The following is an 18115-nucleotide window of genomic DNA, read 5'->3' as shown; positions in this document are numbered from 1 at the left end:
GCCCCGCGCACATGACGGCGAGGACGGACATACCGGCGGGGCCCCGCCGCACACCCGGCGCAGGGCGCAGGACGACGGCGGACACAGACCGACGAATGCTCAGCCGACACGGAGCGAACCCCCGGCCGACACGGAGCGAACCCCCGGCCGACACGGAGCGAACCCCCGGCCGACACGGAGCGAACCCCCGGCCGGCGCGGAGCGAACCCCCGGCCGGCGCGGGGCGAACGAACCCTCAACCGGCGCGGAAGCGAACCCTCAGTCGACGGGAGCGAATCCTCGACCGACGGAGAACGAACCTCCAACCGGCGCGGAAGCGAGCCCTCAGTCCGAGATGAGCCCTTCGCGAAGCTGGGAAAGGGTCCGGGTGAGCAGCCGGGAGACGTGCATCTGAGAGATCCCGACCTCCTCACCGATCTGCGACTGCGTCATGTTCGCAAAGAAGCGGAGCATGATGATCCGCCGCTCCCGCGGCGGCAGCTTCGCGAGCAGCGGCTTCAGCGACTCCCGGTACTCCACGCCCTCAAGGGCGGTGTCCTCATACCCGAGCCGGTCCGCGAGCGACCCCTCGCCGCCGTCGTCCTCGGGCGCGGGGGAGTCGAGCGACGAGGCGGTGTACGCGTTCCCCACCGCGAGGCCGTCGACGACGTCCTCCTCCGAGACGCCGAGCACGGCCGCCAGCTCGGGCACGGTCGGCGACCGGTCGAGCCGCTGCGCGAGGTCGTCGCTGGCCTTGGTGAGCGCGAGCCGCAGCTCCTGGAGCCGCCGGGGCACCCGCACCGACCAACTCGTGTCCCGGAAGAACCGCTTGATCTCCCCGACCACGGTCGGCATCGCGAACGTGGGGAACTCGACCCCGCGCTCGCAGTCGAACCGGTCGATGGCCTTGATGAGCCCGATGGTGCCGACCTGGACGATGTCTTCCATCGGCTCGTTCCGGCTGCGGAAGCGCGCGGCCGCGTACCGCACGAGCGGCAGATTCAGCTCGATGAGGGTGTCTCTGACATACGCGCGCTCGGGGCTGTCCTGATCGAGCGCGGCGAGCCGCAGAAAGAGGGAGCGGGACAGGGTGCGGGTGTCAATGGCCTCGGGAGCCGCCGGGACGGCGGCCTCCGGCACGGCCGGAGGAGCGGCATCGGAACCCTGAAGCGCGTCGGGCGCGGACGCGCTCTCGCTGCCTTCGAGCGTGAGCGTGAGCACCTTCGAGCTGCCCTGGTCTGCGGACATGCCACCCCCTTGAGGTCGCGGACGGTCGCGGCCTGCGCCCCACCGAAGGAACGCAGCCTCCACCTGAATACCGGAGCCGGAGCTGCGGCAAACGCGGTTCCAGCAGAATGTCACATGTCGGCAACACGCTGTAGTGACTTGTCGACAAGTGAGGGTGACGTACCCGCAGGAAGGAAAGGGTCTCGGCCGATTTCGCCCAACTCCCCGTCGGCAACGGCCGGAAGACCGCTCCACCCGATACGGTTACGCCTCGATCCGATTTGCGGATCGAAGCCGCGCGAAGCTTCTGGCCAACAGTCTTGACACATGCATCTGGGAGACGCCCAATTCGGCACTGATCTGAGACTGGGTCAGATTACTGTAGTACCGCAGCAGCAGAATGCGCTGCTCGCGCTCGGGCAGCTGCACGAGCAGGTGCCGCACCAGGTCCCGGTGCTCGACCCCGTCCAGGGCGGGGTCCTCGTACCCGAGCCGGTCGAGGAGCCCGGGCAGCCCGTCGCCCTCCTGCGCGGCCTCCAGGGACGTCGCGTGGTACGAGCGCCCGGCCTCGATGCAGGCGAGGACCTCGTCCTCGCCGATCCGCAGCCGCTCGGCGATCTCGGCGGTGGTCGGGGACCGTCCGAAGGCTGTGGTCAGGTCCTCCGTGGCCCCGGTGACCTGCACCCACAGCTCGTGCAGCCGGCGCGGCACGTGCACCGTGCGCACGTTGTCGCGGAAGTACCGCTTGATCTCGCCCACCACGGTCGGCATCGCGAAGGTGGGGAACTGGACGCCCCGGCCCGGGTCGAACCGGTCGATCGCGTTGATGAGCCCGATGGTCCCGACCTGGACGACGTCCTCCATCGGCTCGCTGCGGCTGCGGAAGCGCGCGGCGGCGTACCGCACGAGCGGCAGGTTGGCCTCGATGAGCGCGGCGCGTACGCGGGCGTGTTCGGGGGTGCCCGGTTCCAGCTCCTTCAGCTGGGCGAACAGGACCTGGGTGAGGGCCCGCGTGTCGGCGCCCCGGGTGCTCGTGGGCCCCTTCGCGGGAGGCGCTTCGGGCGCAGAACTGGCCGGCAACGTCAACGCCACCCCTTCGAATCGGTCGACCCGATCAGTTCGGTCAACTCATCCGTCAAAAGCGGTCATAGCATCACAAGACATGTGCACTGTGTGCAAGCACCCCATAACTCCGTGTTGAGACGGCCGGAACGGCGGGGAACGGGACGGCGGGTCGGCGCGAAGCACCGGCGCGGTGAAACGCGAAGCGGCCCCGCACCGTTGAGGTGCGGGGCCGCTCGGGAAGGGCTGCCGGAGCCCGGGAGGGGCTCGTCGGAGCGCGCGGCGGCGCGTGCTCAGAACTCGTAGTCGGCGATGACCCACGTGGCGAATTCGCGCCAGAGCGCGACGCCCGCCTGGTGGGCGGGGTGCTCCAGGTAGCGCGTGAGCGCGCCGGCGTCGGCGACGGCGGAGTTGATGGCGTAGTCGTACGCGATGGGACGCTCGGAGATGTTCCAGGCGCACTCCCAGAACGTCAGCTCGGGGATGAGGCCGCCGAGCTGCTCGAAGGCCTTGACGCCCGCGGCGACGCGCGGGTCGTCGCGCTCGACGCCGTCGTTCAGCTTGAACAGGACCAGATGGCGGATCATCAGGTGCTCCTAGTCGTCCTTGCCCCCGTTGGCGACCCATGTCATGAAGTCGCCGATGGCCTTGGCGGCGTCCGAGATGCCCTCGAAGCCGACCTGTACGTAGTCGGCGGCCTTGGCCGGATCGGTGATGATCACGTACAGGACGAACACCACAAGGACGAAGAGAATGAGCTTCTTTGGGTCCTTCACGCGGTGCCCTCCCCGTTTTCGCTCATCCCGTGCCCCCGTAACCCTCTGTCCTTGCCGCTGCCGCCTGTTGCCGGGCGAGTCTAACGTGGCGCTAACTCACCTGGTTTTTAAGGACCAATGACCCCCGCTCCTGGGCCGTTGGCCTCCGGTGCCGCGGTGGGGTCCGGCGCAGGATGGACGTGAGCCCGAGGGATCCGGCAGGAATCCGCGGGCCCGGTTCCGGCCTCCACTGCGGGGTTCGCGCCGCCTCTTCCCCCGGTGGCGGCGCGGACTTGAGAGTGCCGGTCCTCATCGGGGGGAGCGGCACCCCCCCGTCGCCGCTTCCCCCGCCCTCCGGGGCGTGACGACGTGAGTCAGGGGCGTGTTCCGCAGCAGAGGGCAGACGAAGGGCAGTAACGACAAAGGGCCCCGTCCGTGAGGACGGGGCCCTTTGTGTGAAGAGCGGTAGCGGAGGGATTTGAACCCTCGGTGACTTGCGCCACACTCGCTTTCGAGGCGAGCTCCTTCGGCCGCTCGGACACGCTACCGAGAGAGATCCTAGCCCAAGGTGGGCCGTGCTCTGAAATCCGTTCCCGGCCAGACCTCCGCCGGGCCCGGGTGGGGCCCGCTACCGCCCCCGGAAGAAGGTGGTGAGCAGCTTCGCGCAGTCGTCGGCGAGGACGCCCTCGACGACCTCGGGGCGGTGGTTGAGCCGCCGGTCGCGCACGAGGTCCCACAGAGAGCCCGCGGCACCGGCCTTCTCGTCGCGGGCGCCGTACACGACCCGGTCCACGCGGGACTGCACGAGCGCGCCCGCGCACATCACGCACGGCTCCAGGGTGACGACGAGGGTGCAGCCGGGCAGCCGCCAGGAGCCGAGCGCGGCGGCGGCCCGGCGCAGCGCGAGGACCTCCGCGTGCGCGGTGGGGTCGCCGGCCGCCTCACGTTCGTTGTGGCCGCGTGCGAGGACCGTCTCGCCGTCCGGGGAGAGCACGACGGCGCCGACGGGCACGTCACCGCCCCGGACGGCCAGTCCGGCCTCGTCCAGGGCGAGCCGCATGGGCGCCAGCCAGCGGTCCCGTACGGGGTCGGGGAGAGGGTTCACAGGAGGGGCCACACGACGAACCTTACGGATGCGCCCGCCGTGTCGCGCGGACGTGGTCAGCGGACCGCTTCGAGCACCTCCGCGGCGCCCAGGACGTCGGCGATCTCGTTGAGGGCGTCGCCGCTCTCCAGGGCGAGCAGCTCCTTCTCCGATACGCCGAGGTCGCTCAGGATCTCCCGGTCCCCGAGCGGTCCCGCGGGCACGGCCTCGCCGCCCCCCGCGTCCGTCTCGTCGTCGCCCGACCCGTCCTCGCCGTCCTCCGTGCCGTCGAGGTCGAGCGTGTCCAGGTCGACGGCGCCGTCGTCGGGATCGCGTCCCAGCATCTCGTCGGTGAGCAGGATCTCGCCGTAGGCGCTGCGGGCGGCGGCGGCCGCGTCCGAGACGTAGATGCGCGGGTCCTCCTCGCCGTCCACGCGGACGACGCCGAACCACGCGTCTTCCTGCTCGATGAAGACGAGCACTGTTTCGTCGTCGGCGCCGCCCGACTCGGCGGCGGCCTCACGGGCCAGGTCGGTCAGATCCGACAGGGTCTCCACATCGTCGAGCTCCGTGTCGCTCGCTTCCCACCCGTCTTCGGTGCGCGCGAGCAGTGCGGCGAAGTACACCGTGACTCTCCCACTGTTCATAGGCGCCGGTTGGGGATCCCCCCGGCGGACGTCGGGGGCGGGAATGCGGTGCCAAGCCCCGCCCACTCGGAATCGTGGCAGAAACAACGGCTTCAGGAGAGGTCTTCCGGCCGCTGTGTCCGCGTCGCGTTGCGAATCACATGCCGTTTCGACGCCGCGGCCCCCGCGGCTACCAGCGGAACGTGCGCATACGCATCGCCTGTCGCAGTCGGGCCGCCCGTGCGCGGCGCGGTGTCACCCGGGCCCGCAGCTCGCGGGCCTCGGCCAGCTCGTGCAGGAACTGGGCACGGCGCCTGCGGCGCTCCGCGTCGGTCTCGCGGCGTTCCCGGTCGGGCATCGGCCACACCACCCCAGTTCGTACGACCACCTTCCCCCCGAGGGCCGACTTGATGCCAACGGAGGGACGGGGAGGTCCCGAGCGGGCGGGTGGGGCCCGCGGGGGACGGAGGGGGCGCTTCGCCCGGTTACTGTTGAACAATGCGGATCCACGTCGTCGACCACCCGCTGGTGGCGCACAAACTCACCACGCTGCGCGACAAGCGCACCGACTCCCCGACCTTCCGGCGCCTGGCCGACGAGCTGGTCACCCTGCTCGCGTACGAGGCCACCCGGGACGTGCGCACCGAGCAGGTCGACATCGAGACCCCGGTCGTGTCGACGACCGGCGTGAAGCTGTCGCACCCGCGTCCCCTCGTGGTGCCGATCCTGCGGGCCGGGCTCGGCATGCTCGACGGCATGGTGCGCCTGCTGCCCACGGCCGAGGTCGGCTTCCTCGGCATGATCCGCAACGAGGAGACGCTCCAGGCGTCCACGTACGCGACGCGCATGCCGGAGGACCTGTCCGGCCGCCAGGTGTACGTCCTCGACCCGATGCTCGCCACGGGCGGCACCCTGGTCGCGGCGATCCAGGAGCTGATCAAGCGCGGCGCGGACGACGTGACGGCCGTGGTGCTTCTCGCCGCCCCCGAGGGCGTCGAGGTCATGGAGCGGGAGCTGGCGGGCACGCCGGTCACCGTGGTCACGGCCGCGGTGGACGAGCACCTGAACGACAGCGGGTACATCGTGCCGGGCCTCGGCGACGCCGGGGACCGCATGTACGGGACGGCTGAATAAGCCGGACGACAGCTCGCCGTACCGTCGTGGTGCGGTGCGCGCTCAGCAGTTCTCGCCGTCGCCCGACGACGGCCGGGAGGGCGCCGGTGAGGGCTTGGCGAGTGCCGCCAGGGCCTTGGCGGCGTCCTTCTCCTGTGCCAGGCCCTTGAACCCGGCGCCGATGATCAGGTCGACCGTGGCGTCCTTGCGGCCGTCGGTGCGCTTCTCGGCGCCGGTGAGCTGCGTGGCGAGCACGGGCAGCGCGGTGTCGAGGGCGGACCGGGGGCCGAGCACTATGCCGGGGCCCTTGACCTTCTTGTCGTACGCCTTCGTGGCGTTGTCGAACTTGGCGACGGTGAAGCCGCGCTTCTTCAGGTCGTCTGCGGTCTTCTTGGCGAGGCCTTCGCGGGGCGTGGCGTTGAAGACGTTCACGGTGATCCTGCGGGGCTCGGGCAGGGGTGCGGCCTGCTTCGCCACGGCCTTGCGGGCCGGTTTCTCCACGCAGTCCCCGGCGCCGGCCGCGGACGCCTCGTCGCCGCCCGTGAAGACGTCGACGAGTTGCAGGGTGCCCCAGCCGATCAGGCCGAACGCGGCGAGGGCCGCCACGGCCGCGAGCACGATCCTGCGGCGGCCGCTCGGGCGGCGCATTCGCGGATACTTGTCCCCCGTGATGCGGTACTTGCCGCCCATGCCGGGGGGAGTGAGCATGCTCATGGGCGCAGCGTAGTGCGGCCCGGGCGCGATGCCTACTAGATGATCATTACCGGCCGCGCAGTCCAACCCGAAAGGGCCAACGCGGAATTGGGCCCCGGTGCGCGGGCCGCTCCGCGGGGTGGCGTCAGCCCAGTTCGAGGACGCGGGCGTGCAGGACCTGGCGCTGCTGGAGCGCGGCGCGGACCGCGCGGTGCAGGCCGTCCTCCAGATACAGGTCGCCCTGCCACTTGACCACGTGGGCGAAGAGGTCGCCGTAGAACGTGGAGTCCTCGGCGAGCAGGGTCTCCAGGTCGAGCTGGCCCTTGGTCGTCACGAGCTGATCGAGGCGGACCGGGCGCGGCGCGACGTCCGCCCACTGCCGGGTGCTTTCCCGGCCGTGGTCGGGGTACGGCCGGCCGTTTCCGATGCGCTTGAAGATCACACGGAAAGCCTACCGGTCAAGGCTCTCCGGGCGCAGCCATGGCGGCCGAGTGCGACCCTGGGAAATGCCGCCCGAAAGCGGGGCAAAGCGGGAACTCTCCAGTCGGGAGCAGGGTGCGAAGTGAGCGACAGCAAGCCGACGCCGTCCACACCCGATGGCGCAAACCGCCCGAACGAGTCCGCGGCCGGAGCGTCCCCGGGCGCCGGGGCGCCCCCCGAGGCCGCTGAGGTCACCGGGGCCGCCGGGGCCGCTGCGAGCGCCCCCGAGGTCGCGGAGATCGCCGCCGGGTACGCCTTCCAGGGGCCCGCGCTCGACCTCGGGGCCGTCCTGTGGGAGGGCCGCTGCCACCCGGACGCGCAGGTGCGCGTGCCGCTGGCGATGCTCAACCGGCACGGGCTCGTCGCCGGGGCCACCGGCACCGGCAAGACCAAGACCCTCCAGCTCGTCGCCGAGCAGCTGGCCGCGCAGGGCGTGCCCGTCTTCCTCGCCGACGTCAAGGGCGACGTCTCGGGGGTCTCGGCGCCCGGCGAGCCGGGGGAGAAGGTCACGGCACGGGCCCGCGAGGTCGGCCAGGACTGGGCGCCGCAGGGCTTCACCAGCGAGTTCTACGCGCTCGGCGGGATCGGCACGGGCATCCCCGTGCGGGCCTCCGTGACCAGCTTCGGGCCGCTCCTCATGGCGAAGGTCCTCCAGCTCAACCAGACCCAGGAGCAGTCCCTCGGCCTGATCTTCCACTACGCCGACCAGAAGGGCCTGGAGCTGGTCGACCTCAAGGACCTGCGGGCGGTCGTCACCTTCCTGACGTCGCCCGACGGCAAGCCGGAGCTGCGGACCATCGGCGGCCTGTCGACCGCGACCGCCGGGGTCATCCTGCGGGCGCTCACCACGTTCGAGGCGCAGGGCATGGGGGACTTCTTCGGGGAGCCGGAGTTCGACACGAGCGAGTTCCTGCGGGTGGCCGGGGACGGGCAGGGCCTGGTGTCGGTCCTTGAGCTGCCCGCCGTCCAGGACAAGCCCGCGCTGTTCTCGACGTTCCTGATGTGGCTGCTCGCGGATCTGTACCACGACCTGCCCGAGGTCGGTGACCTGGACCGGCCCAAGCTCGTGTTCTTCTTCGACGAGGCGCACCTGCTGTTCAACGGGGCGTCCAAGGCGTTCCTGGAGTCGATCACCCAGACCGTGCGGCTCATCCGCTCCAAGGGGGTCGGCGTCTTCTTCGTCACCCAGACGCCCAAGGACGTGCCCGCGGACGTGCTCGCCCAGCTCGGCAACCGCGTCCAGCACGCGCTGCGCGCCTTCACGCCCGAGGACCAGAAGGCCCTCAAGGCGACCGTGCGGACCTTCCCCACCTCCGCGTACGACCTGGAGGAGGTCCTCACCGGCCTCGGCACGGGCGAGGCCGTGATCACCGTGCTGAGCGAGAAGGGCGCCCCGACGCCGGTGGCGGCGACGCGGCTGCGGGCGCCGCGGTCCCTGATGGGCCCGGTGCAGGCCGCGGACCTGGAGCGGGCGGTGCGGGGCTCCCAGCTCCACGCCCGGTACGCGCAGGCCGTGGACCGCCACTCCGCGTACGAACGCCTCCAGGAGGCGGCGGCCGCCGTCCCCGAGGCCCCGGCCGCCGAGCCGCCCAAGGCCGCCAAGGGCGGTGGCTCCGTCGTGGAGCAGGTGGTCGGCAGCGGCATGTTCAAGTCGCTCCTGCGGTCCGTGGGCACGCAGCTGGGCCGGGAGATCTCCCGCTCGGTCTTCGGGACGGCCCGGCGGCGGCGCTGACCCGGCCGGGCGGCTGCTCCGGGACGGCGCGGCGGTGGCGCTGACCGGCCGGGCGGCTACTTCGACGCGGCCCGCTTGGCCGCCGCCTTCTGCTCCTGCTTGTAGGCGCGGACCTTGTGCAGCGTCTCCGGGCCCGTGATGTCCGCCGCCGAGCGGTGGGACCCCGCCTCGCCGTAGGCTCCCGCGGCCTCCCGCCAGCCCGTGGGGCGCACGCCGAGCTGCTTGCCGAGCAGGGCGAGGAAGATCTGGGCCTTCTGCTTGCCGAAGCCGGGCAGGTCGGTGAGGCGGCCGAGCAGCTCCTTGCCGCTGCCCGCGTCCCGCCAGATCCCCGCGGCGTCGCCGTCGTAGTGCTCGACCAGGTACTGGCAGAGCTTCTGCACGCGCCCGGCCATCGAGCCGGGGTAGCGGTGCACGGCCGGTTTCGTGGCCAGGAGCGCGGCGAACGCCTCGGGGTCGTACGCGGCGATCTCGTGTGCGTCGAGGTCGTCCGCGCCCAGCCGCCGCGCGATCGTGTACGGGCCCGCGAACGCCCACTCCATGGGGACCTGCTGGTCCAGGAGCATCCCGACGAGCGCGGCCAGCGGGCTGCGGCTCAGGAGCGCGTCGGCCTCGGCCTCCTGGGCGAGGTGCAGGGTGACGTCCTTGTCCATGGGCCGATCATCCCCCGGGCGGCCCCGGCGCGCAGGGCGGCAGCCGCCGCGTCCTGGCCTGAGCGCCCTCGCTGGTCCGGCTCACAGCACCGCGCTACCGCGCTTGTCCTCGAACGCCGGACGGGCTGGATGATCTCGGCCGAGCCCAGGACGACGGCGTGCGGGCCGCTAGGTCGGGGCCGGGAAAAATCGTGTGCGGCCCCGCCGACCGTCGCCGTACCCTCGGACCCATGTCGACGCCCCGCATTTCCTAGCCAGGACACACGCCTTCACGTCACCCGTGTGTCCTTTCGCTAGTGCGGAGCGTATTCCCTTGATTTCTGTACGTGACCTCGATCTGCGCGTCGGTGCCCGGACCCTGCTGGCCGGGGTGTCCTTCCACGTGGGGCCCGGTGACCGGGTCGGCCTCGTCGGGCGCAACGGCGCGGGCAAGACCACCCTCCTCAAGGCCCTCGCGGGGCAGGTGCCCCTCGCCGCGGGCACCGTGACGCGCACCGGCTCCCTCGGTGTCCTCGCCCAGGACCCGGCCGCCGCCGACCCGGCGGCCACCGTCAGCGACCGGATCCTGTCCGCGCGCGGTCTCGACCGGGCGGTGCGCGCGCTGCGGGCCGCCGAGACCGCCCTGGCCACGGCTTCCGGCGCCGGGCCCGAGCGCGCGGCCCTCGCCGCGTACGCCCGCGCGGACGACGCGTTCCAGGCCCGCGGCGGCTACGCGGCCGAGTCCGAGGCCGCCCGCGTCGCCGCGGGCCTCGGGCTGCCCGAGCGCGTGCTCGCGCGGCCCGTGGGCGAGCTGTCCGGCGGGCAGCGGCGCCGCGTCGAGCTGGCCCGCGTCCTGTTCGCGCACCACGACGTACTGCTGCTCGACGAGCCCACGAACCACCTGGACCGCGACTCCGTGGAATGGCTGCGCGGGTATCTGGCCGGGTACCCGGGTGGCTTCGTGCTGATCAGCCACGACACCTCGCTGCTCGCGGCCGTGGTCAACCGGGTGCTGCACCTGGACCCGGCCCGCGCCGCCGTGGACGTGCACAACACCACCTGGCACGCCTATCTGGACCAGCGCGCCGCCGCCGACCGGCGCCGGGCCCGCGAGCGCGCCAACGCCGAGCGCAAGGCCACCGCCCTGCGCACCCAGGCCGACAAGATGCGGGCGCGCGTCGCCACCGCGACCGCCGCCAAGAACATGGTCCGGCGCGCCGATCGCATGCTCTCCGCGACGGAGCCGGTGCGCCGGGGCGAGAAGGTGGCCCGCATCCGGCTGCCCGAGCCCGCCCCGTGCGGCCGCACGCCGCTCGGCGCGGTGAGCCTGGAGAAGTCGTACGGGGACCTGTCCGTGCTCAAGGGCGTGGACCTCGCCGTCGACCGGGGCAGCAGGCTCGTCGTGCTCGGGTTCAACGGGGCGGGGAAGACCACCCTGCTGCGGCTGCTCGCCGGGCGGGAGCGCCCCGACGGCGGGCGCGTGGTGCACGGGCACGGCCTGCGGCTCGGCTACTTCGCGCAGGAGCACGACACCCTGGACACCGGGTCGAGCGTCCGCGAGAACCTGGCGGCGGCCGCGCCCCAGCTGACCGGCGGGGAGGTGCGGCGCGTGCTCGGCTCCTTCCTGTTCCGCGGCGACGACGCCGACAAGCCCGCGGGCGTCCTCTCCGGCGGTGAGAGGACCCGCCTCGCCCTCGCCGGGCTCGTCCACTCGGGCGCCAACGTGCTGCTCCTCGACGAGCCGACCAACAACCTCGACCCGGCCTCGCGCGACGAGGTGCTCGCGGCCGTGGGCACGTACCCGGGGGCGATCGTGATGGTCACCCACGACGAGGGCGCGCTCGACGCGCTGCGGCCGGACCGGGTGCTGCTGCTCCCCGACGGCACCGAGGACCTGTGGAACGCGGAGTACCGCGAGCTGGTCGCGCTGGCCTGAGCGGTCAGGCGGCGGCCGCGTCGGCCGCCGCCTCGCGCAGGGCGCCGATGAAGGCCCGCGGCACCGGGCCCTCCGGAGCGGTCGCGCGGACCGCCGCCCAGATCGACCGCACCGGTTCGGGGCGCGCGACACGGCGTACGACAACGTCCGGGCCCTCGTCCGGGACCCCGGCGAGGCCGAGTCCCGGCACCAGGGTCACGCCCACCCCCGCGGCGGCGAAGCCCCGCGCCGTCGCGTAGTCGCCGCTGTCCACGACGGGGTCCGGGGTGAAGCCCGCCGCCGCGCAGGCGTCGAGCACCGCGTCCAGGCAGGGCCCCGGCAGTTCGCTGCCCACCCAGGGCTCACCGGCGAGTTCGGCGAGGTCGAGCTTGTCCCCGCGGGCCAGGCGGTGGCCCGCGGGCAGCACCGCGCGGTAGCGGTCGTCGAGGAGGTGGACGAAGCGGACGCCGTCCACCGGCGGCGCGTCGTGGCGCCGCACCACGAGCGCCAGGTCCACGCGGCCCGCCTTCACCTCCGGCAGCGGGTCCTCGTCGAGCCGCAGCTCCGTGTGCACGCCCGGGTGCTCCCGCCGCAGCCGGGCGAGGGCGGGCGCGACGAGGCGGGCGCCCGCCGTGGCGAAGTACCGCACCGAGATCCGGCCGGTGCGCCCGGTCCGCAGGTCCGCGAGCGCGGTCTCCGCCTCGGCGACGTGCCGCCCGAGCGCCGCCGCGCAGTCCGCGAGCAGCCGTCCGGCGTCGGTGGGCCGCACTCCGCGCCCCGTCCGTTCGAGGAGGGCGACGCCCGCCTCCTTCTCCAGGGCCGCCATCTGCTGGCTGACCGCCGACGGCGTGTAGCCGAGGTTCCGGGCCGCCGCGGTGACCGAGCCGCTGCTGACGACCGACCGCAGGATCTGCAAGCGCCGCATGTCGAGCATGCGCCCACCTTACGCGGCGAATGTAGCCCTGCTTAATTCTGGCTCCACATCTTTTCGCTTGTCTTATGGGTCGGGCCGGGGCACCGTCGACGTACACCCCAGTCCCCGCCTTCCCCTGGAGCCGTCGTGCGCGTCGCCGTCCTCGCCCTGCTGTGGGGTTCGAGCTTCCTGTGGATCAAACTCGCCCTCGACGGCGGGCTCGCGCCGCTGCACGTCACCGTCGTCCGCTGCGCGCTCGGCGCCGCCGTGCTGCTCGGGCTCGCCCGCGCCGCCCGTCAGCGCCTGCCGCGCGACCGGCGCACCTGGGGGCACCTGGTCGTGGCCGCGCTGTTCTGCAACGCGCTGCCGTTCCTGTTCTTCAGCATCGGCGAGCAGACCGTCGACTCGGGCGTCGCGGGCGTCATGAACGCCACCACCCCGCTGTGGTCCCTGGGCCTCGGCCTGCTGCTCCGCACCGACCGCCGGCTCGGCCCGCACCGGCTCGGCGGTCTCGTCCTCGGCTTCGGCGGTACGCTGCTGATCTTCGCGCCCTGGCACGAGGCGGGACTGGCCGGCGGTGGCGCCCTGGTGCTGCTCGCCGCCGCCGTCAGCTACGCGGTCGCCTTCGCGTACATGGCCCGCCACCTCGTCAGCCGCGGCACCGATCCCCTCGCCCTCTCCGCCGCCCAGCTCCTCGTGGCCACCGGCCTGGCCGCGCTCGGCCTGCCCTTCGCCGCGTGGCCCGCCGCCGCGCCGAGCCTCACCGGGGTCGCCGCCGTCGTGGTCCTGGGCGTCCTCGGCACCGGCCTCACCTTCCACCTCAACTCCCGGCTCATCGCCGACGAGGGCCCCACCGCGGCCGCGACCGTCGGCTATCTGCTGCCGGTGGTCTCGGTCGCGCTCGGGGCCCTCGTCCTGGGGGAGGACCTGAGCCCGCGCGTCCTGGCGGGGATGGCAGTGGTGCTCACCGGGGTCGGCCTCACCCGCTACCGGCCGGGCAGCGAGCGCACCGCCGCCCCGCGTGGCGGTCGAAGGCGCTCCTACCCGCGGGCCGCGGAGACCTGGACGTCCTCCAGGACGCCGAGCGCGTCCGGGACGAGTACGGCGGCCGAGTAGTACGTGCTCACCAGGTAGGAGATGACGGCCTGGTCGTTGATCCCCATGAACCGCACGTTGAGCCCGGGCTCGTACTCGTCCGGTATCCCGGTCTGGCGGAGCCCGACGACGCCCCCCTCCTCCTCGCCGGTGCGTACGGCGATGATGGACGAGGTCTGCCCCGCGGAGACGGGGATCTTGCCGCAGGGCAGCAGCGGGACGCCCCGCCAGGCCGGCGCCCGGTGCCCGCCCAGGTCGACGTGGCCGAAGTACAGGCCCCGCTTGTTGCACTCGCGCCCGAAGGCGGCGACGGCGCGCGGGTGCGCGAACAGGAACCGCGTCTGCCGCCGCATGCTCAGCAGCTCGTCCAGGTCGTCCGGGGTCGGCGGGCCCGAGTGGGTCTGGATGCGCTGCCCGTACTCGGCGTTGTGCAGCAGGCCGAACTCCGGGTTGTTGACCAGCTCGTACTCCTGCCGCTCGCGCAGCGCCTCGATGGTCAGGCGGAGCTGCTGCTCGACCTGGTCCATCGGGTCGTTGTAGAGGTCGGCGACGCGCGAGTGCACCTTCAGGACGGTCTGCGCGACGCTCAGCTCGTACTCGCGGGGCCGCAGTTCGTAGTCGACGAAGGTGCCCGGCAGGACGGGTTCCCCGGAGTGTCCTGACGCCAGGTCGACGGCTGCCTCGCCGTGCTTGGTCTGCGGCAGGCCGCGCTCGGCGAACCGCCGCCGGGTGTGCTCCCGCAGTGCCTCGTGCCGCCCGGCGACGGCCTCGTACTCCTGCCGGGTCAGCACGAGCGCGGTGGTGGCGGTCGCGGCGCGGGCGGTGAACTCCCACTCCCCGGCGTCCGCGGCCTCCGGCGCGAGCGCCCGCCCGCCGAAGAACCCGCCGTCGGCGACGACCCCGAGCGCGGTCTCCTCGCCGTACGGGCCGCGCCCGACCCGTTCCACCCGGCCGTGCGCGACGAGCACCACCTGGTCGACGGGGCGCCCGGCCTCCACGAGGACCTGCCCCGGCTCGTACGCGCGCCGCGTGAACCGCGCGGCGAGCGCGCCGAGCGCGTCGGCCTCGTCGAACCCGCGGAGCAGGCCGAGTTCGGCCAGCTCCTGCGGTACGACGCGGACGTCGGACCCCTCCTGCACGAAGGAGACCCGGCCGTCGCCCACGGCGTACGTCAGCCGCCGGTTGACCCGGTACGTGCCGCCGCGGACCTCCGTCCACGGCAGCGACCGCAGCACCCAGCGGGAGCTGATGCCCTGCATCTGCGGGACGGTCTTGGTGGTCGTCGCCAGGTTCCGCGCGGCGGCGATCCCGAGGCTCAACTGGGCCCGTCCGCCCTCCTGTCCGGCGTCCGGCTGCTGCTCCGCTGCTGTCGACATCGCGCGTCCCTTCCGGCTTCGGCAAGGCCTGTCCGGCTTCGGCAAGGCCTGGTGAGGCGCGACGAGCCAAACAACCGGCGCGAACCGGGTCAACGAGCGCCTTGTGCGCCGCGCGCGCCCGATGGCCGGTAAGCGCCGACGCGCGGAGCGTCCTGGCATGTGGCGCGGCCGGGCCCAGCCTCCCGGGGCCCGCACGCCCCTGGGGAATGGCTGTTTGGCATATCACTCGAACGTGTAAATCCAGCGAGTCCTGGGGCGCCCCCAGGGCGGTTCCAGGGCGGTTCCAGGGTGGTGGTGCCGGACCCAGGCTCAGCTCACACTCCCCACGCCGGCCGCGCCGCCCCGACGATCGGCCCATGCAGCGATTCACGGACAAGACGGCCCTGATCACCGGCGGCACCAGCGGCATGGGCCTCGCGACGGCACGGCGCCTCCTCGACGAGGGCGCGTACGTGGCCATCACCGGCCGGGACGAGCGGCGCCTGGCGAAGGCCGCGGCGGAACTCGGCGCCCCGGACCGGGTGCTCGCCGTGCGGGCGGACGCGAGCAGCCTGGCGGACCTGGACGCCCTGATGAGCGAGGTCCAGGCCTGGCGCGGCGGCCTCGACACGGTCTTCGCGAACGCGGGCGCCGGCGTCTTCAAGCCGAGCGCGGAGATCACCGAGGAGGACTTCGACCTCGCGGTGAACGTGAACTTCAAGGGCGTCTACTTCACCGCCCAGAAGGCCGTCCCGCTCCTGAAGAAGGGTGGTTCCCTCGTCCTCAACGCCTCCTGGACCCTGCACCGGGGCCTCGCCGTGGCGTCGGTCTACTCCGCCACCAAGGCGGCCGTCCACAACCTGGCCCGCACCCTGGGCGCCGACCTCGCCCCCCGGGGCATCCGCGTCAACTCCGTCAGCCCCGGCTACATCGACACCCCCATGTACCGCGCGGCCACCCCGGACCCCGCCGCCGACTCCGCGGTGACCGCCCAGGTCCCCCTCGCCGCCCTCGGCCGCGCCGAGGAGGTCGCGGCCGCGGTCGCCTTCCTCGCCTCGGCCGACGCGTCGTACGTCACGGGGCAGGACCTGGTGGTCGACGGGGGCCTGGTGGGTTCCGTACCGGGAGCCTGAGAGCCCGCCGCCACGCCTTCACGCCTTCACGCCTTCACGTCTTTACGCCTTTACGACGCCTCCGTGCCGAGGGCGGCGCCCAGGAGAGCGCGGAGGTGGTCGGCCTCCGGGAGCAGCGTGGCCTCGATCCGGTCGTCGCTGCGGCCGGCCAGGGTGAGTTCCTGGATGCGCCGGAAGAGCAGCCGGTCCGCCGCGGCGATCAGGGCGGCGGCGGCCCGGGGCGCGATGGCCGGGGCGCCGTCGGGGGCGGCGGCGGCCAGCGCCTCGGCGAGGGCTTCCTCCCGCTGGTCGTGCAGTTCGCGCAGCCGGGCGGTGAGGGTGGGGCTCTCGGCGACCATGCGGGCGAACGCGGGCCCGGTGAAGCCGACCACGGGGCTGTGTTCAAGGAGGGCGGCGCGGAACGTCCGGCCGAGGGCGGCGAGCGGCTCCTCGCCGGGCCCGCGCTCGGCGACCGCCCGGGCCAGGCCCCCGGTGAACGTCTCGTGGTGGTCGAGGGCCAGGTCCTCCTTGCGCGGGAAGTAGTTGGTCACCGTCTTCTTGGCCACGCGGGCCGCTGTGGCGATCTCGGCGATGGTCGTCTGCTCGAAGCCCTGCTCGATGAAGAGCCTGGTGGCGTGGTCGGAGATCAGCTGCCTGGTCTCCAGCTTCTTGGACTCGCGGAGGCCCATCTCGGTAGTCATGAAGCAATCTTACATCCGACATAAAAATATGCTTGACGGACTGAGGGGTCAGGGCTAAATTTACGTCCGTTGCAAAATTACCCCGAGAGAACAGGCTTCGGATTGCGCAAGCTCACCTACTTCGTCGGCGCCACCATCGACGGCTTCATCGCCGACCCCGACGGCGGCTTCGACGTCCTCATGCCGTACGTCACGGAGGACTTCCTGCCCTTCCTGGCCACGGAGTTCGCGGAGACCCTCCCGGCGCCGGCCCGCGCGGCCCTCGGCGTCGCGGACACCCCCGCCACCCGCTTCGACACGGTCGTGATGGGCCGCCACACGTACGCCGCGGGTCTGCCCGCGGGGCTCACGAGCCCGTACTCCCACCTGCGGCAGATCGTCCTGTCCCGCTCGCTCACCACGAGCCCGGACCCGGCCGTCGAGGTCACCGCCGAGGACCCGCTCACCCTGGTGCGCGGGCTCAAGCGGGAGGAGGGGCTCGGGATCTGGCTCTGCGGCGGGGGCGAGCTGGCCGGCCGGCTCCTGCCCGAGGTCGACGAGCTGATCGTCAAGCAGTACCCGGTCGTGGCCGGCACCGGCGTCCCGCTCTTCCGCGCCGACTTCGCGCCGCAGGCGTTCCGGCTCGCGGACAGCCGCGTGTTCGCGGGCGGCAACGTCGTCCTCACGTACGCCAAGGCGACCGCCTGAACCGCACTCCGCCCGGGCCCCCTGCCCGCCCGGCGGCCCCCCGCTCGGCCCGCGTCACCAGACCCCTATCGCCAGGAGTTCCCCTGAACGTCACCGCTTCCACCCTCTCCCTCACCGTCGCCGACGTGGACGCCTCGCGTGAGTTCTTCCAGACCCACCTCGGCTACCAGGTCGCCATGGCCGCCGACGGCTTCGCGTCCCTGACCCGCGGCGACGGGGCCGCCGACGTCGTGCTGCTGCGGCGCGGCAGCGAGGTGCTCCCGCCCGAGCAGCGCGACCAGCGGGCCACGGGCCTGATCTTCGCGCTCACCGTCACGGACATCGAGGCCGAGGAGCGCCGCCTGCGGACGGCGGGCGCCCCGATCACGATGCCGCTGCGCGAGGAGCCCTGGGGCGAGCGGCTGTTCCAGCTGACGGATCCGAACGGGGTCGTCGTGCAGCTCGTCGAATGGGTCACTCCCGGGGAGCCCGGGGAGCCCGGGGAGTCCGGGGAGCCCGGGGAGTCGGCGGGACCGGCGCAGTCGGACGTATCGGACGCACCGAAGACGCCGGACGTCACGTCGTCGGAGCGGCCCGCCATGTCCGTGATCACCCCCACCGAGGCGAACGTCACCGAGTCCCCGAACGCCCGCATGACGGGCCTGGCAGCACCCGCCCGCGGCAGCGCGGAACTCAGTACCTGGACGGTCGCGATGGAGGCGGGCCGGAGCGGCCCCGAGCACCTCATCAGCCGCGAACAGGTCTGGACGGTGACCGCCGGAGCCTTCGACGTCACCTGCGACGGCCGCACCGAGCGGATCTCGGCGGGCCAGACCTTCGTCCTCCCCCCGGACGTGTGCCGCCAGGTCCACGCCCCGCAGGCGGCCGAGGCGCATGTCGCGATGCGCGCGGACGGGGTGGCCTCCGTGCCCGGCACCGAAGGCACGCGCGCCCTGCCCTGGGCCCGGTGACCGCCTG

20 protein-coding genes and 1 tRNA gene are annotated in these 18115 nt (G+C 73.0%); 7 read left to right on the top strand and 14 right to left on the bottom strand.

The annotated features are described in order from the left end of the window. Window positions 1-324: 324 nt before the first annotated feature. From AC07GB_RS03165 to AC07GB_RS03130, 8 genes are all read right to left on the bottom strand, one after another. On the bottom strand, window positions 325-1227 hold the full coding sequence (locus AC07GB_RS03165) for an RNA polymerase sigma factor SigF (RefSeq protein WP_478841486.1): 903 nt from the start codon (window positions 1225-1227) through the stop codon (window positions 325-327). A gap of 243 nt (window positions 1228-1470) precedes the next feature. Further along, window positions 1471-2298 (bottom strand): RNA polymerase sigma factor SigF, encoded by an 828-nt coding sequence (locus AC07GB_RS03160; protein WP_478841485.1) that lies wholly within the window; start codon window positions 2296-2298, stop codon window positions 1471-1473. 263 nt (window positions 2299-2561) lie between these two features. Then, window positions 2562-2855 carry a Dabb family protein gene (locus AC07GB_RS03155; protein ID WP_478841484.1) on the bottom strand — a complete coding sequence of 98 codons (294 nt, stop codon included), beginning with the start codon at window positions 2853-2855 and terminating at the stop codon, window positions 2562-2564. Window positions 2856-2864: 9 nt separating this feature from the next. After that, on the bottom strand, window positions 2865-3044 hold the full coding sequence (locus tag AC07GB_RS03150) for a hypothetical protein (RefSeq protein WP_030677182.1): 180 nt from the start codon (window positions 3042-3044) through the stop codon (window positions 2865-2867). Between the two features lie 442 nt (window positions 3045-3486). Continuing rightward, window positions 3487-3571, bottom strand: a tRNA-Ser gene (locus AC07GB_RS03145). Between the two features lie 80 nt (window positions 3572-3651). Further along, entirely contained in the window at window positions 3652-4083 is a 432-nt protein-coding gene (gene tadA, locus AC07GB_RS03140) for a tRNA adenosine(34) deaminase TadA (RefSeq protein WP_478841757.1), read from the bottom strand. A gap of 101 nt (window positions 4084-4184) precedes the next feature. After that, window positions 4185-4733 (bottom strand): tRNA adenosine deaminase-associated protein, encoded by a 549-nt coding sequence (locus AC07GB_RS03135; protein ID WP_478841756.1) that lies wholly within the window; start codon window positions 4731-4733, stop codon window positions 4185-4187. Window positions 4734-4923: 190 nt separating this feature from the next. Continuing rightward, complete coding sequence (locus AC07GB_RS03130; protein ID WP_478841483.1) at window positions 4924-5091, bottom strand: hypothetical protein; 168 nt, start codon at window positions 5089-5091, stop codon at window positions 4924-4926. Window positions 5092-5231: 140 nt separating this feature from the next. Here AC07GB_RS03130 and upp point away from each other — a divergent pair, with 140 nt between their 5' ends. Further along, window positions 5232-5867 carry a uracil phosphoribosyltransferase gene (upp, locus tag AC07GB_RS03125; protein WP_144004265.1) on the top strand — a complete coding sequence of 212 codons (636 nt, stop codon included), beginning with the start codon at window positions 5232-5234 and terminating at the stop codon, window positions 5865-5867. A 42-nt stretch (window positions 5868-5909) separates the two neighbouring features. On the opposite strand, the gene AC07GB_RS03120 is transcribed toward upp, so the two are convergent. Continuing rightward, the gene (locus tag AC07GB_RS03120) at window positions 5910-6560 is read right to left on the bottom strand and encodes a LytR C-terminal domain-containing protein (RefSeq protein WP_478841482.1); all 651 of its coding nucleotides are present in this window, start codon (window positions 6558-6560) and stop codon (window positions 5910-5912) included. A 124-nt stretch (window positions 6561-6684) separates the two neighbouring features. Next, window positions 6685-6981 carry a type II toxin-antitoxin system VapB family antitoxin gene (locus AC07GB_RS03115; protein WP_003955420.1) on the bottom strand — a complete coding sequence of 99 codons (297 nt, stop codon included), beginning with the start codon at window positions 6979-6981 and terminating at the stop codon, window positions 6685-6687. A gap of 276 nt (window positions 6982-7257) precedes the next feature. On the opposite strand from AC07GB_RS03115, the gene AC07GB_RS03110 reads away from it, so the two are divergent. Beyond that, on the top strand, window positions 7258-8751 hold the full coding sequence (locus AC07GB_RS03110) for a helicase HerA-like domain-containing protein (protein WP_478841755.1): 1494 nt from the start codon (window positions 7258-7260) through the stop codon (window positions 8749-8751). A 56-nt stretch (window positions 8752-8807) separates the two neighbouring features. Here AC07GB_RS03110 and AC07GB_RS03105 read toward each other — a convergent pair whose 3' ends face one another. After that, window positions 8808-9401: an HhH-GPD-type base excision DNA repair protein gene (locus tag AC07GB_RS03105; protein ID WP_478841481.1), complete on the bottom strand. Its 594-nt coding sequence runs from the start codon at window positions 9399-9401 to the stop codon at window positions 8808-8810. A 313-nt stretch (window positions 9402-9714) separates the two neighbouring features. Here AC07GB_RS03105 and AC07GB_RS03100 point away from each other — a divergent pair, with 313 nt between their 5' ends. After that, window positions 9715-11316, top strand: coding sequence for an ABC-F family ATP-binding cassette domain-containing protein (locus AC07GB_RS03100; protein WP_478841480.1), 1602 nt, complete (start codon window positions 9715-9717; stop codon window positions 11314-11316). A gap of 4 nt (window positions 11317-11320) precedes the next feature. Here AC07GB_RS03100 and AC07GB_RS03095 read toward each other — a convergent pair whose 3' ends face one another. After that, window positions 11321-12229 carry a LysR family transcriptional regulator gene (locus tag AC07GB_RS03095; protein ID WP_478841479.1) on the bottom strand — a complete coding sequence of 303 codons (909 nt, stop codon included), beginning with the start codon at window positions 12227-12229 and terminating at the stop codon, window positions 11321-11323. 126 nt (window positions 12230-12355) lie between these two features. On the opposite strand from AC07GB_RS03095, the gene AC07GB_RS03090 reads away from it, so the two are divergent. Next, on the top strand, window positions 12356-13324 hold the full coding sequence (locus AC07GB_RS03090) for a DMT family transporter (protein WP_478841478.1): 969 nt from the start codon (window positions 12356-12358) through the stop codon (window positions 13322-13324). Here the strand turns inward: AC07GB_RS03090 and AC07GB_RS03085 are convergent. Next, window positions 13249-14679, bottom strand: coding sequence for a family 2B encapsulin nanocompartment shell protein (locus AC07GB_RS03085; protein ID WP_478841477.1), 1431 nt, complete (start codon window positions 14677-14679; stop codon window positions 13249-13251). The genes AC07GB_RS03090 and AC07GB_RS03085 overlap by 76 nt on opposite strands. Before the next feature lie 356 nt (window positions 14680-15035). Between AC07GB_RS03085 and AC07GB_RS03080 the strand changes: the two genes are divergently transcribed. Next, window positions 15036-15791 (top strand): SDR family oxidoreductase, encoded by a 756-nt coding sequence (locus tag AC07GB_RS03080; protein ID WP_478841476.1) that lies wholly within the window; start codon window positions 15036-15038, stop codon window positions 15789-15791. A gap of 50 nt (window positions 15792-15841) precedes the next feature. Here AC07GB_RS03080 and AC07GB_RS03075 read toward each other — a convergent pair whose 3' ends face one another. Continuing rightward, a complete protein-coding gene (locus tag AC07GB_RS03075) occupies window positions 15842-16459 on the bottom strand; it encodes a TetR/AcrR family transcriptional regulator (RefSeq protein WP_478841754.1) in 618 nt (205 codons plus the stop codon). A 114-nt stretch (window positions 16460-16573) separates the two neighbouring features. Here AC07GB_RS03075 and AC07GB_RS03070 point away from each other — a divergent pair, with 114 nt between their 5' ends. Then, window positions 16574-17158, top strand: coding sequence for a dihydrofolate reductase family protein (locus AC07GB_RS03070; RefSeq protein ID WP_478841475.1), 585 nt, complete (start codon window positions 16574-16576; stop codon window positions 17156-17158). An 83-nt stretch (window positions 17159-17241) separates the two neighbouring features. Further along, window positions 17242-18108: a VOC family protein gene (locus AC07GB_RS03065; RefSeq protein ID WP_478841753.1), complete on the top strand. Its 867-nt coding sequence runs from the start codon at window positions 17242-17244 to the stop codon at window positions 18106-18108. Window positions 18109-18115 lie beyond the last annotated feature (7 nt).

Source organism: Streptomyces sp. NPDC045778, assembly GCF_056431945.1.
The sequence above is the reverse complement of the archived record's forward strand: the minus strand, read 5'-3'. Positions and strand labels throughout refer to the sequence as shown.

Excerpts from the sequence above, each read along its gene's own strand:
- AC07GB_RS03165 (WP_478841486.1), bottom strand. The coding sequence starts at position 1,227 with ATGTCCGCAGACCAGGGCAGCTCGAAGGTGCTCACGCTCACGCTCGAA.
- AC07GB_RS03155 (WP_478841484.1), bottom strand. The coding sequence starts at position 2,855 with ATGATCCGCCATCTGGTCCTGTTCAAGCTGAACGACGGCGTCGAGCGC.
- tadA (WP_478841757.1), bottom strand. The coding sequence starts at position 4,083 with ATGCGGCTCGCCCTGGACGAGGCCGGACTGGCCGTCCGGGGCGGTGAC.
- AC07GB_RS03130 (WP_478841483.1), bottom strand. The coding sequence starts at position 5,091 with ATGCCCGACCGGGAACGCCGCGAGACCGACGCGGAGCGCCGCAGGCGC.
- upp (WP_144004265.1), top strand. The coding sequence starts at position 5,232 with ATGCGGATCCACGTCGTCGACCACCCGCTGGTGGCGCACAAACTCACC.
- AC07GB_RS03120 (WP_478841482.1), bottom strand. The coding sequence starts at position 6,560 with ATGAGCATGCTCACTCCCCCCGGCATGGGCGGCAAGTACCGCATCACG.
- AC07GB_RS03105 (WP_478841481.1), bottom strand. The coding sequence starts at position 9,401 with ATGGACAAGGACGTCACCCTGCACCTCGCCCAGGAGGCCGAGGCCGAC.
- AC07GB_RS03095 (WP_478841479.1), bottom strand. The coding sequence starts at position 12,229 with ATGCTCGACATGCGGCGCTTGCAGATCCTGCGGTCGGTCGTCAGCAGC.
- AC07GB_RS03085 (WP_478841477.1), bottom strand. The coding sequence starts at position 14,679 with ATGTCGACAGCAGCGGAGCAGCAGCCGGACGCCGGACAGGAGGGCGGA.
- AC07GB_RS03080 (WP_478841476.1), top strand. The coding sequence starts at position 15,036 with ATGCAGCGATTCACGGACAAGACGGCCCTGATCACCGGCGGCACCAGC.
- AC07GB_RS03075 (WP_478841754.1), bottom strand. The coding sequence starts at position 16,459 with ATGGGCCTCCGCGAGTCCAAGAAGCTGGAGACCAGGCAGCTGATCTCC.